This is a genomic window from Turicibacter sp. T129, from assembly GCF_025594975.1.
Lineage (GTDB): Bacteria > Bacillota_I > Bacilli_A > MOL361 > Turicibacteraceae > Turicibacter > Turicibacter bilis.
Map to the genome: position 1 here is coordinate 40,509 of NZ_JAMQUU010000016.1, position 14,223 is coordinate 54,731.

At 32.3% G+C, this 14,223-nt stretch carries 10 protein-coding genes; 9 read left to right on the top strand and 1 reads right to left on the bottom strand.

What is annotated here, in order from left to right; translation table 11 throughout:
- Positions 1 to 595 precede the first annotated feature (595 nt).
- The 4 genes from NEH75_RS02465 to NEH75_RS02480 all read left to right on the top strand — a co-directional run bounded on the left by NEH75_RS02465 (position 596) and on the right by NEH75_RS02480 (position 4,520).
- The gene (locus NEH75_RS02465) at positions 596 to 1,837 is read left to right on the top strand and encodes a glycosyltransferase family 2 protein (protein ID WP_068758859.1); all 1,242 of its coding nucleotides are present in this window, start codon (positions 596 to 598) and stop codon (positions 1,835 to 1,837) included.
- Between the two features lie 12 nt (positions 1,838 to 1,849).
- Positions 1,850 to 2,635, top strand: coding sequence for a YwaF family protein (locus NEH75_RS02470; RefSeq protein WP_262948486.1), 786 nt, complete (start codon positions 1,850 to 1,852; stop codon positions 2,633 to 2,635).
- Positions 2,636 to 3,094: 459 nt separating this feature from the next.
- Positions 3,095 to 3,658 (top strand): LemA family protein, encoded by a 564-nt coding sequence (locus tag NEH75_RS02475; RefSeq protein ID WP_262948487.1) that lies wholly within the window; start codon positions 3,095 to 3,097, stop codon positions 3,656 to 3,658.
- A 61-nt stretch (positions 3,659 to 3,719) separates the two neighbouring features.
- The gene (locus NEH75_RS02480; RefSeq protein WP_262948488.1) at positions 3,720 to 4,520 is read left to right on the top strand and encodes a TPM domain-containing protein; all 801 of its coding nucleotides are present in this window, start codon (positions 3,720 to 3,722) and stop codon (positions 4,518 to 4,520) included.
- Between the two features lie 446 nt (positions 4,521 to 4,966).
- On the opposite strand, the gene NEH75_RS02485 is transcribed toward NEH75_RS02480, so the two are convergent.
- Positions 4,967 to 6,391 carry a PTS transporter subunit EIIC gene (locus tag NEH75_RS02485; protein WP_055304422.1) on the bottom strand — a complete coding sequence of 475 codons (1,425 nt, stop codon included), beginning with the start codon at positions 6,389 to 6,391 and terminating at the stop codon, positions 4,967 to 4,969.
- A 129-nt stretch (positions 6,392 to 6,520) separates the two neighbouring features.
- Here NEH75_RS02485 and NEH75_RS02490 point away from each other — a divergent pair, with 129 nt between their 5' ends.
- The 5 genes from NEH75_RS02490 to NEH75_RS02510 all read left to right on the top strand — a co-directional run bounded on the left by NEH75_RS02490 (position 6,521) and on the right by NEH75_RS02510 (position 14,182).
- Complete coding sequence (locus tag NEH75_RS02490; RefSeq protein ID WP_055304421.1) at positions 6,521 to 6,712, top strand: hypothetical protein; 192 nt, start codon at positions 6,521 to 6,523, stop codon at positions 6,710 to 6,712.
- Positions 6,713 to 7,679: 967 nt separating this feature from the next.
- Entirely contained in the window at positions 7,680 to 8,285 is a 606-nt protein-coding gene (locus tag NEH75_RS02495) for a hypothetical protein (protein WP_262948489.1), read from the top strand.
- Positions 8,286 to 8,332: 47 nt separating this feature from the next.
- Complete coding sequence (locus NEH75_RS02500) at positions 8,333 to 8,794, top strand: hypothetical protein (protein WP_262948490.1); 462 nt, start codon at positions 8,333 to 8,335, stop codon at positions 8,792 to 8,794.
- Positions 8,767 to 11,772: a hypothetical protein gene (locus NEH75_RS02505; RefSeq protein ID WP_262941026.1), complete on the top strand. Its 3,006-nt coding sequence runs from the start codon at positions 8,767 to 8,769 to the stop codon at positions 11,770 to 11,772. Before NEH75_RS02500 ends, NEH75_RS02505 begins: the two co-directional genes overlap by 28 nt.
- The gene (locus tag NEH75_RS02510) at positions 11,765 to 14,182 is read left to right on the top strand and encodes a pPIWI_RE module domain-containing protein (RefSeq protein ID WP_262948491.1); all 2,418 of its coding nucleotides are present in this window, start codon (positions 11,765 to 11,767) and stop codon (positions 14,180 to 14,182) included. Before NEH75_RS02505 ends, NEH75_RS02510 begins: the two co-directional genes overlap by 8 nt.
- Positions 14,183 to 14,223: the final 41 nt, after the last annotated feature.

Sequence of the window (14,223 nt, forward strand, 5' to 3'; positions counted from 1 at the left end):
ATAGAAGGACCGTAACAGATGTGCGAGTCCCATTTCGAACGTTTAACTTAATTGATACTTTCTTATTTTAAAGCAATTCGAGCAAAAAAGATAGAAAAAAGTCGAATTAGATAACGGGAAGTATTGACAATCTGATATCCTAATTAGACATTCTCACATATCAGTCCCCTACTTTTAAATATCAAATAACTGTGTCCCTTTTGTCGAAAAAACTATGGATTTAGTGTGAAAAAAATCTAAAGAAGATGGAGTTTTTGTATAGATATGTGACGATGACTTGATAAAAAGAGTCGTATCTTTTTAAATATAGAAGAGAAGATTTAAGAATGAGACAAATTAACGATGTTTAGTTAACCATGAAATGACAAAAAAATAATGAGTCGTCGTTAAATTGACCAGAATAAAGAGAGCATTTTATCCGTGACAAGCTTGTCATCAGGTTTAAAAAAAGTGTCAAATTCTAAAAATACTGGTATAATATTGTCTTGTTGAAATGAATTGAAAGACAAAAAGGTTGTCTTTAAGTCATAAGAAAGTGAATGAGTGAGTTCTAAAAAGCATTATAATGACTGCTAGGTCAATTAAGGAGAGTACTATGGAAAAGATTATTTTGATTAACTTAGTGATTGCCATTATTTTTTGTATCTGCTATAGTTATCAATTTTTGTATGTCATCGTGTCTTTGATGAAAAAAGATAAACCTCATCAAGAGACGAAAGCACATCGTTTTGCTGTGTTAATCGCAGCCCGTAATGAAGAGACAGTCATTAATCATTTAATAGATAGTATTAATACACAGACGTATGATCAAGGAGAGGTCACGGTTTTTGTTGTCGCCGATAATTGTACGGATCAAACGGCAGCATGTGCTCGAAAGATGGGGGCTATTGTCTATGAGCGATTTGATCAAACAAAAATTGGAAAAGGGCATGCCATGGAGTTCTTACTCAATCAAATGGAAAAAGATTATGCACCATTTGATGGTTATTTCGTGTTTGATGCCGATAATGTCTTAGATCAAAATTATATTTTAGAAATGAATAAGACATTTTCGGATGGTTATGACATCATCACCAGCTACCGAAATTCAAAGAACTATGGGGACAACTGGATTTCTTCCGGATATGCCATCTGGTTTTTATGGGAATCGGAGTTTTTAAATCGAGGTCGTATGTTACTAGGTACAAGTTGTGCAGTTTCGGGAACTGGTTTTTTCTTTAGTCGACGTATCATTGAGAAATACGGCGGTTGGAAATTCTTTTTATTAACAGAGGATATTCAATTTACAGTGGATAATGTTTTAAGTGGTGAAAAAATTGGTTATTGTCGCCAAGCTATGCTTTATGATGAGCAACCGGTAAAATTCCAACAATCGTTCAGACAACGTATGCGCTGGGCGAAAGGATTCTTTCAAGTTTTTCATCGTTATGGACTAGATTTATTTAAAGGTTCTTTGCAACGTAATACCTCTTGTTATGACATGTTAATGGTCATCATGCCGGCGATTATTTTAACGCTTTTTACGCTTATTTTTAATGGTAGTATGATTTTATTTGGAGATTATACGACTTATCAAGACGATTTAATTATGATGATGATGGGACGTATGATTTTAAATATGTATTTGATGTTAGTCTTTATCGCGACGGTAACGACAGCCACACAATGGAAAAATATTCATACCACAAGCTTTAAGAAATTAGCTTACATTTTCACGTTCCCATTCTTCATGTTTACGTATATTCCTATTACGATTGTAGCGTTCTTTAAAAAAGTGGAGTGGCAACCGATTGAACATAGCCGTGCGAAAACATTGGCTGAGATTAAAGAAGGGTAGGCGTAGATGATGATGAGTCAGTTGGGATCATTATTTTTTGCTCCGTTAGATGCTTATCCCGCAGCGGGGATGTTTACAACCCCACATTTAATTTCACTCGTTGTTTGTTTAATCATCCTATTAGTGGCTTTAAAAGCCTCGTTAAAGAAATCATGGGAGCAAGTGATGAAACTGACACGTGTGATAGCCATTGTTGTGACGATTTTAGAAGGGGTGAAAATCGCCTATAACTTCTACTATGGTTATACATGGTTAGATGCGTGGTTTCCATTATCGTTTTGCTCATTATTCATTTATGCCACATGGTTCAGTGGTTTTGGAAAAGGGGCTATCAAAAAAGTAGGGGATGCCTTTATTGTGATGGGCTGTTTACTCGGCGGAATTGGTTTCTTATTATTACCAACCACCTCACTGATGCGATATCCAATCTGGCATTTCTTATGTTTATATAGTTTGTTTTTCCATATGCTGATGATTTATCTAAGTGTTTTATACCTTTGGCATCGTTGCGTGCCGATCAATCGTTACACGTATGTTTATTTTAGTGTGTATTTCTTAATTTCAGCTTTAATTTGTATTGGATTAAATACGATTTATGACTCTAATCTCATGATTCTTCGTGAACCTTATAACGTTCCATTTAAATTTATTCAGGAGATTAAAGCTCAAAGTCAAATGGCTTACACGTGTTTAGCCACGTTAGCTTATCTCATCGGACCAGGATTATTTGCGTTTGGAATAAGTGCTTGGTTGAAAGCAAAAAAAGTAAATAACCAAACAAGTGACTTTTCTTATTAAGGAAGTCACTTTTTAAATGGTTTGATTCTTCAGTAAAACTGAAGGGCAATACGTTAGAAGTAGAAGGCATGTCTAGGCTGATCTCATCTTAGTAGAAGCATCTCATGTGGGATATCGATTTGGACTTAGTTGGTGTGAAAATGAGGGGTGAGGATGATTCTTCCTAAATGATGATGAGAGGCTAAAAAGAGAATGAATGGATTGAAGTTCAGATAACACCAAGAATTGTTCAAGGTAGTTGCGCTAAATGGTTATATTTATATCTCGTACGTTTAACGATGAACGAACAATGCGGAGTAGAAACTGTGACTCGATCACTTCATCTTTTAAAGTAGCTGTCTTTTTGGGACAGCCTTTTAGATAGGTGATAAAAAACAATTGATGCGGTTAAAAACAGTATTGTTTACCAAAATTATGCTATAATAAATGTATTAAAAAGAAAATAAAGGGGTAAAATGAATGAAAAAAACAACTACTATTTTAATTGGAGTTTTTGTGATTATTCTATTAATTGCAGGTTATTTTATTTCTAGTTATAACGGAATTGTTGCAGCTGAAGAGGAAGTTGATGCTCAGTTTGCAAAAGTTGAGACACAATTACAACGCCGTTTTGATTTGATTCCTAATTTAGTCAGTGCGACACAAGGTTATATGCAACATGAAAAAGATGTATTCACAGCTATTGCTGATGCGCGTTCAAAATTAGCAGGAGCGACAACTGTCAATGATAAAGTTGAAGCGTCTAATGAATTAGAAGGAGCGTTATCTCGTTTATTAGTGGTAGTAGAAAATTATCCAGAATTAAAAGCTGATAAGCAATTTACAGCCCTAATGGATGAACTAGCTGGAACTGAAAATCGTATTGCAACAGAGCGTAATCGATATAATGAATCTGTTCAAACGTTCAATGCAAAAATTCGTAAGTTTCCAACTAGCTTTATTGCAAGTATAATGGGTGTTGAAAAACGCGATTATTTTGAAGCTCAGGCAGGTGCAGATCAAGCACCAAGTGTTAATTTTTAAGAGATAAAGGAAAGGGTTGCGAAGTTTGCAGCCTTTTTCAATATTTAAAAGGGTGAAAAGTATGGAACAAGTGATAAAGAAGTGTAGCCGATATAAGAAAATAAAGTTTACGTTGTTACCGAAGTTATTTTTATTGATCGTAACATTAGTTGGTCTTTTTAATCTGAGTTCGTTAGACATACAAGCAGTTGTGAATCCAGATCAAAGTTTTTATGTCACCGATAAAAGTCACGTTTTAACTCATCAAACAAAAGAACATATTTTAGAGATTAACTATGTGTTTGAAAAAACAAAGGAACGCCCACAAATTGCAGTTGTCATCATTCCAACACTCGATGGAAGTGATATTGAAACCTATGCGGTTAAGCAGTTTGAGAAAATGAAAATAGGGAATGAAAAATATGACAATGGGGTTCTTATTTTACTAGCAACGGAAGATAGGGAAATCAGAGTCGAGGTTGGTTATGGACTTGAAGGGGCTTTACCTGATGGAAAAGTTGGTCGAATTCTGGATGCGTCTATGGAAAACTTAGCATCAGGTCATTACTCGCAGGCGATTGAAGATATCTTTAATCAAATTGTTTTAGCTATTCAAGATGAATATGCCTATGAAGATGTCTTTAACGGGACCGTTCCTAAAGTTGAATCCGAAGAAATGAATGAGTTACCTATTTTTGGGATGATTATTGGTGTCATTGTTGTTTATTTTATCGTCTGCCGAGTGATTGGGATTAACTCAGTTGATGCGCTAATCTTACTGATTAACCTTCTTTCACAAGGGTCAAATCATTCTTCATCATCACATCAATCAAAAGGTGGAGGCGGCCGATCTGGAGGTGGCGGTGCCTCACGAAACTTTTAAAAAATAAATTAAAACGAGTTTTTTACTTATGAAACGATTAAACAGAGTAAATGAAAGGAGCTATCTTTGGCGAAGATAGCTCCTGTTCTATATACAAACAGAAATGTTTTCTACATTTAATACAGCAACCGAAATATGAGATGGTTATGCCGTGCAAGGCAGACTATAGTCCAGCTAAAAGTTTTTACGATGTAAAAAACTTATCTGGACTTATATAGTGACTAAACTAACAAGAATAAATGGAGTGTATTAAAAGGTTGAAGCTTGTTAAAGTCAGCTTTCTTTGACTTCATTAAATGAAAATTATCACAACGTATTCATATCATGCTTCAATTCTGTGTTCTATTTTAATTGATTGATGAGATTGAAGTTCAAAATGGATAAAATTTAAACAAAAATAAGTAAAAAGTGACTTTTCCTATTAGGAAGGTCACTTTTTTGATGAATTAGTTTTCTAACGATGTTTTTAAGATAGATGGACTTTGAGACACGACACATGCTTCTTTACGTTGTTTCTTCAAGGTCCAGAAAAATGTTAAGCTAAATGAAACCGTCATTGAAATAATAATACAGATGATTGCATTGATTAGGTTAGATAGTCCATCCTCCCCGATGTAAACTGGTAATGATAAAATCCCTGAAGTCGCTGAAACATAAGTTCTGACATTCGTTAACCCAGCCCAGATTCCAGCACAACCTCCACCAATCATAGCCGCAACAAGCGGATATCTTAATCGTAACGTCACTCCATACATGGCAGGCTCTGTAATCCCCATAAAGGCGGTTAAACTACTAGGTCCAGCAATACCTTTTAATGAACGATCTTTTGTTTGACAATAAATTGCAAACGTTGCAGCAGCCTGCGCCATATTTGAAGCAAACATTGGTAATCCCATTAACGTTGCATAACCAAGTGTGGCATACTGAGCAAGTTGAATTGGTAGTAAACTGTAGTGCATCCCTGTCATGACGAGTAACGGACAAATCATGCCCATCATAATCGGTAAAATCCATCCGACTTTTTGGTCCAAGATCTTAAATAGACTGGCTAATAAATTACCCGCCATCGTTCCCAGTGGGCCAATGGCAAGTAAAGCAAGCGGCGCCATCACAAGTAGAACAACCATTGGAACGAAAAAGATTTCAATGGATTTTGGCGTGTAGCGTCTGACGGTTTTCTCAACGAAAGACATGACCCATGTAATTAAAATCATCGGAACAACAGATGCCGAATAAGAAGCGAGAACCATTGGGATTCCTAAAAAGGTAACGGCTTCACCGGCTGATTTTAGTTCGACGAGGTGAGGATGAAGTAAGATACCTGCTAATACGACGGCTAGATAGGCATTACATTTAAATTGCTTAGCAGCCGACATCGCGAGTAAAATCGGCATAAAATAAAAGGCTGCATCTCCAATAAAGTTTAAAACATAGTAATTTTGTCCTGTTTTATCAATCAGATTGGCTGCTACTAATAACGCGAGTAACGCTTTAATCATCCCAGCACCAGCAATTGCACCAATCACAGGCGTAAAAATACGAGAAATCGTATCAAGTATTCGAGAAATTAATGATGTTTTACGTTGATGAGAGGGTGTCACCATAGACGGAGCAGACTGCTCACGTAAGAGTTCTAATTGATCATACACTTGTTGAACCTTTGGTCCAATGACAATTTGAATTTTTGTCTGTTGAAGCACTACATTAATCACGCCATCTAATGCTTTTAATTGATTAACATTCACGAAGTCCATATTTTTTACATCTAAACGTAAACGCGTCATACAATGCGACAAACTGAAAATGTTGGCACTTCCCCCTAACGCCTCTAAAATCATAGAGGCTAAATCATTTGATTGTTTTCTTTTCATTCTATGCTCCCCTTTTAATCTAAATATTATTTTCCATTTTAACATAATAAGGTAAAAAATAGAATGTTATGGATAAAAGTGTAAAATAGTAATCATTAGACAATAGACGTAAAAATAGGAGGATTTTATATGAGAAGCAATGGTGCAGTCCGACTACTCATAATTTGTGAAAATACAACTGGAAAAACAAAAATTAAGATTTCAAATACTAGTGGAGTCGTGGGACCACTCCTTTGTGACTTAGGAGTTGGGAGCAATTTCATCAGACAAGTGGAAACAATCTTTAAACCATATGCTATTTTAAATGAGGAATACGTATAAATAGATAAAAAGAGAGTTCTAAATCAATTTCATTTATATAAGTGAGGATGAAAATTTTTATTGTGACTTATAGTTTTATGAATAACAAATATTTAGAAATAATAGAAAAAAAAGAGTGTGGTAATGGTCCGGAGAAGTTAAAATGGAAAATAAAAGATTGCACTATGTTTTAGATAAATGTTGATGTTTGAAACAGCTGACTGTATTACCTATATTCAATAAGTGATGGATTGAAATTTAGATGATTCAAGTCCAATAATTATTTAAAATAGGGCCTAAGATTAAAGGGACTAGTTTGTATTAAGATGTAACCTATAGAATCGACACTTTTTATAGTGTCGATTCTATAGATTATATTTTAAATAAGGTCATCTCCTTTTTATGCTCATTTAGTTAGATTGAATAGTTACAGAATAATTAGATTTATAAATGAACAGATTAGAATGTATAAAGCTCTTTGCCCGAGCAGATGAAGATTAGATTATATTATATTCGATGATCACGCTAGGGGGGGCAGTGATGAAGAGAACTGTGAAGAAATTTGAGCTTAGTCAATGTATGTTTGGGAAATAAAAAAGCTGATTTATTAAAACTTAAATTATGTCAATTTCTATTTTTAAAACACTTGTATCTACAATGATATTGACAAAAAATGATTAATTATGTAATTTTTATATGTACGCGATAAAATAAAATATTTCAAATATAGAGCAATGCTTTTCTTATATAGGAATTAAAATATTTATATAGAAAATGAGATTTTTTTTATAGTTTTAATATTAATCTTAGTTTTTAGACCATTTTGGTACTAACAAATCCTATGGTTGCGCTAAAGCTTTTGCGATGTAAAAAACTTATCGAGATTTATATATAAGAAAATTAAATGTTGTATTTTTTTCTGAGCTTTATTTATATTCTATTTTACTGCATACAAAAATGCAGTTTTTTTATTTAGGAGGAATCTATAATGCTTGAAAAAGAGCTTTATCGAATAATAACCAATGTCATGCACGGTATTGTTATGTGTGAGCAAGATGAAGATAAGAAAGATATAGTTTATAAATCACTTAATGAGTGGTGGTTTATAGCATTTAAATATAATTTAATCGATAAAGAGGGAATGTTGGTTGCACCTAGTAATGAAACAGACATGATCTTAAATTATCTAAGTATCCATTCAGAAGATTGGATTGATCGAATTGTGAATCAACCAGAAAATTTAAAATTTAGTCTTTGTTTTGAACCTTTATTAGAGAAAATATCAGAGACACGATATGTTATCACGGATGAGGGAAGACTGACAGCGGCGATGTGTTTGGATTATAATGTTGATAAAGAACAAAATAAAGTATTTGAATTGTTACGAAGATTAGATGCAATAAGTTATGTTAAAGTACGAAAGTTTATAATTGAACATCCAATAGCTACTTTACCTCAATTAGGGAAGTTGCGTCGTATTTTAACACAAAGTGGATGTAGAGAAAATTTTATTGATGATTTTTATGCTTATTGCTATGAAGAAATTCCATCCAATGCAGTTTATCAATGCCCAATTGTCAATGGACTGCGATAAAGGAGGATGAAGGATATAGATGTTCACATTATCGTTGTAACCTGGTTATGAAGCAGATTTCTCCTAAAAAGATTAATATAGATAGGGGATATAAAAGGGTTAAGCCAGGCATAAATCTGTTTATAGTTATTCCAGGATTATTAGAGTTAGAGATTAAGAAAAAATGCGATAGGCTTAACGTTGAATGTGAATTATGGCCAGATAAAGATAGATATGACTGTAAAATTACTTTTGAAAACCAAATGTTTTTTGCTATTGATGCCAAAGATTATCATAGTCCGTATCGATTGGCTTATGAGTTGGAAAATAAGCTTTCAAGTTATAATCCTCTTAATGGAATACGGAATTTTATTGTGGTTCCGGATGATTCAGGTAGAAATCGTAAGGACTATTGTCAAGTAGTAAATAATAAGTTACCTCAGAATATAGAGTGTTTGACATTTACAGATTTAATAAAAAAAGTAGAGGAGCAAATAGATGTATGTTCGAAGAAAGTATCAAAGAGTTAGAAAGGTTAAATAGAGGCACGACAAAAAATATAGATGTAAAGGATTTGAAAGAAGTATGCTTAATTGAGAGTTTTTTATTATGTTGCTATGAGAAATTTGCGATATCTGACATAAAAATGGTTCAAGTAATTTTGAAAAAATTTCATAAGTGTGGGAGAAGTGAGTTTGATTATCAAGATTTTCTTATTGATAATGTTGTATATAATTATAATAAATTTACTTCTTTAAAAACATTCAAAAAATATTTTAATCTGTACGAATCGCTGGACGATACATTTAAACTATTGAGTATCAAGAACGAGAGGGTTTCTCCTAAACAGGGGTATAAGAAGAGTAAGCGTTATAAAGAGTATTCGTCACTTTGGGTTACAAAGCACGTTAATTTAGGCATGGATATAAATTTTGCCCCCAATATATCGCAATATACATTTAGGCGAAAAGAGACTATCTATGAGATTGATTTAAATGGGGTTTTAATAGATTCAGCGGAGTATTATCCTAAAATAAAACCTAAAAAGGGAGATAAAATTGAATTTACTTTTAAAGAATTAGCTTATTTAGCAAAAGAAATGGATGAAAAGTTAAGTATAGCTGGAGAAAAAAGCGAAAATTATTTTTCTCGTTTTGATCGAATGACAATTAAAAAAGTTAAACAAGGGAAAATAACAAAAAACAGTATAATCAAAGTTGATAATATAGCTTATATTTTAGGTATGGTTGGATCAGGAAAGTCTACTTTAATGCATATTTTAACTTATGGTACAATCAAAAAAGGAAATCGGGCTACTTTAGTATTAGAGACCATTACAGATGTTCATAAAGTAGCTCAAATTTTTAAAATATTAGGATTTTCAACTGCTGTTGTAACAGGAAGAACTACCATTCTCCAGCAAATGAAGAAACTTAAAGAGGAGGGAGATATGTTCTTGTCACAAGAATGTGCACCATATTATACAGCCCCCTGTCCAATACAAGGTGCCATAAAAAATTACCGTCATTTAGAGCGGATAGAATTTGGTTCGGAACCTTGCTATTCACTTGAACATAATAATGCAAAATATATTTGTCCTGTTTACTTTAATTGTCCAAGAAAAGCACAACATTTAAAGATAGCACATGCAGATGTAATTATTACTACAACGCATTCTCTAGTTTATGGAAGGACACCTCTGTTGGAAGGAGGAATTTCCATGCCATTATTAGATTTTATTTTGAATTACATAGACTTAGTAATGATAGATGAAGTTGATAAAGTCCAAGTGACATTAGATGATATTTTTTCTAAAAAATATGAATTATATAATTTAGTTTCCGATAATTATGATACATGGAGTTATTGGAATCATCCTAAAAATCAAAAGAGAAAAACAAAGAAAATCCGATGTTTATTAGATGCTTACGATGATTTTAAAAAATATTACGATAAGCTTCATTATTTTTTAAGTGATGGGACAAATACGAAGATTGAAAATTTACTTAAATGTGAAACTTGTTTGACGGATAAAATTATTATTGAAAAATTTGTGGATGATTTAAAATTAAAAGAGGATTTATTGAACTATAGTAACTTAAGTAATCTAGTTAGTATAGAAGAAAATGCTATACTTGCAAATTATGAAAATAGTTTATTAGGTACAGCAGAAAATATAAGAGAGTGTTTTAATCAAGTAAGAAAGCATTATGTTAATTCAAAAGTAAGCGAACTTGAGTTTGAATTTGTATTTCTTTTTTTATGTTTAGATAAAACTGTGAAGTCATTTATAAGATCTGCGGAATTACTAGAATATGAAGATAAGGCACAATTAAAATTACCGTATATTACACGTAATCCACTTCAGTCAATAATGCATTTAATACCAGAAGCGCTATTAAAGCATATTTTTGGTTATATTTATGATAAAGAAAAAATGGATTTTACAGTATTTCGGCAATTTGGTTTAGGTCGTTCAATTTTATTAGACTTACCTTTTATGAAATTAAATGAGAAAGGAGAAGCATTAGGACCCCAAACAATTTTATTTTCTGGTACGAGTTATGCTCCAGGATCATATCGTTATCATATCGAACGAGATGTTACATATATTCTTGAACCAAGAGAGGAAATTCAACAGTTTATTCGGAAATCATCTTTAACAATTATTCCTACAAATGTAAAAGTATCTGGAGTCAATGATAAAGATGATGCATTATCTGAAATTGTAATAGCATGTCAACAATATATCCAGTCAGAATTAGATAAAAATCATCGTATCTTACTTATTGTCAATAGTTATGAGCAGTGTAAGCCTGTGCAAGCAATAATTAATGAAATTTGGAGAAGTGTAGAGTGCTATTCGTTAATAGAAGATGATAAGGAAGAACAGGTAGGATTTGTTAAACGTGGAAATATTGAGAGACTAAGGCTAATAGCTCCGGCTTGTCAAATTCTTATTGCTCCTGCAACTTCTATTGAACGTGGATTTAATATAGTAGGAGAAGATGGTCATTCGTTATTTAATTCTCTATTCTTTTTAGTTCGCCCAATGGAAGTACCAAAAGATATTAGTCGCACAATGATTCAGATTAATGGTTTAGCTTATTCGTGGATAAAAAAAGTAAATCAAGAGCAAGAGGAATTGGATATCGTGGATTTACGGGGATTAGTAAATCAGTTTTGGAAGGATGCATTAGCGGATTATTATGAGGTAGGAAGTATGCCAGAACAATTGAAAAGTGAAATAGTTATTTCACGCTTTATTTTAATTATGCAGATTTTTGGACGTTTACTTCGAATTACTAATTTTGAAAAAACTCCACCACATATTTATTTTGCAGATGATGCTTTTATCAAATCAGGAACAAGTAATTTTGATTTATTACAAGAGATTTGTAAATATCTTGAAAGATTATTAGATAGTGATGAAGATAAGGAGCTAAGTCATTTATTGTATCTACCATTTTATACAGCATTAAAGAAAGGGTTAAATGGTTATGAATAAAGAAGCATTGTTTTTACAGGGATTTAATTTACGTAGAAATCTTACAGAAAATTTATATGGAACACATATTCCACTTAAGTGGAGTGAATTCTTTAAAGATTATTTATTTGAATTTAAAAATGGCCAACCAACTAGACTCGTTAAAACTCAATCGCTCAAGGAGATAATTTATGCTATTTCTCCTCGAATTGTTTATTGTAATGATTTATATACAAGAGAATCGAATCCTTATTTAATTCTTAGTACAGAGGACATTGATAATGAATATTTAATTTATGCAATACAAGTATGGGGAGAGAATCAGATAGTCAAAATAAAAGATATTGATAGAAAAAGAGCTTTTCTTCAATGGCTAGATGAATTATCGATAGAGGACTTAGCTCCATCTAAAAAAAAAAATATTCCTTTATTAAAATCGGGAGTAGACCAAACGAATGGTAAAATATTCGATTTGATACCTAAATTACTATGTCTGCAACTTATGAAAGACAAAATAAAGGTTCATCAATCTGAATTAGAATTCATGATTGCAATACACAAAGGAAAGAGTCGTATATATAGTAAACCAGAGTTACTTTTTAATTCATTAAAAAATCGAAAGGATTATTTTTCGCTTAGCTTAGAGTTTACTTTGCAAACAATCCCAAGCGAAAGTTGTTATAAAGTCCTTTATACTTCCAAAGTTTCGCGTTGGTTAAGTAAGGGAATTTCTTATAAATATTTAATAAGTAATAATGTGACAGTTTTTAAAAAGATATCTAGTAATCAATTATTTACACTTGAGGTTACAAAGGATAAAAAGGACATTATTTGGAAAAGTGATACAGTAAAACTTTATAAAGAGTATTTCAATGAATCGCTTCCTCCTGTAAAAGAATGGATTAATAGCCCAAATAAGTATCATGACAATCAATTATATGGACTTTATCACCCACAAATGGGTGGAGGAATTACAACAATTGAATCAGGTTTAAAAATGAATGATAAGTGGGATATTTATAATGAGATTAAGAGGTCTTGCTCAGAATGGTTATGTCCGATTAAAGGATTGAACGCAATGCGAGTTACTGGTTTTTCAAATGTAGACTATGATAATTATAAAGAATTATTAAAGCAAATGACGGGAAAAGAGCACTTAGTAATTGAGATTTATTCGTATAGTTCTAATGAAATTAATTCTATATTAAAACGAGAAGTATTAAAAATTATTGGTGCTACTGAAGGCTTCCCTTCATATATCACAATTAAAGAAATCTATAATCCAACTATTTTATCAGCATTAGATCCAGAAAAGCAAGAATCTGAAAGACATCATTTACGAATTTCAGAGATTCAAAATCAGGTTAAGTATACTTCTGATTTAACAGTAGCATTTGTCTTATTACCATATAAAGATAGTGATGGTAATAATTATTTTGAGGATAATACAGACCCTAAAAAGGCAATTAGAGCTGGATTGGCGCGTCAGGGTAGATTGACACAATTTATTGATGATCGTATTGAAAGTGACATCAGTCATCGAGTTGATGCAGCTATTCGTGATATGATTCGGCAGTTAGGGTATCTTCCGCAGATTCATGCACCTAAAAAGAATAAAGAACTTAATCAAGTAATAACAACGGGAATTCATGTCATAAACTTTAAAAAAACCCCCTATGGAAATATAGATAGAATGGCGTTGTTTTTGACAGCTATTCCTCATAAACATGAAATAAGAGTGGAGTGTCCTGCGCTTTGGAGAGGCTCTAAACGATATTGGGAAGCTTGTTTAGAATTTCAAAAATTAGCTACCATAGAGTCTTATAAAAAAGTTACTAGAACAAGAGTTAGTCAAGATATTAAACAAAAAGTTATAACTTTACTCCATGATAATAATGATCAATTACTTGTTGTGGATAGCAATGGTGTAACAAGAAATTACTGGAAAATGTTGACTAATAAAACACTTGAGGCTGTAGAGAAAGAAGATACATATACTTTAAAAAAATTAATGTTCGATAATGAAAAAAGTATATCGTTAACAAAAGAGCATAATTTAAGAATTATTCGTACTCGTCAGAATTCAGAAGTATTTGACTATTTAACTCCTCAAAAAGAAAATGGAGCATGTGAGAGTAAAAGTGGTTTATTTATATCATCTGATATTTTTTATAGTATAGGGGAACGACCAAATCAAGGACCATATACTAAAGCAGGATTGAAAAGCTCTAAGTTAAAGACGCCAACAGAGCAATATAAATATGTAGATATGATTGAATTTTATCCAATACATTTAAAAGTAGAAGACGAGGCAAAATCTTGGGTATCTTATTTGCATCGTTATCGTAAAGAGGCAATTCAATATAAAGGAACCTTAAGGAATACATTAGTACTTCATTTAGCTATGAAGTTAGAAGAATATATTTATTAGGGTTTGGGATAACTTAATCAGAGAATGTGATTTATATAGGT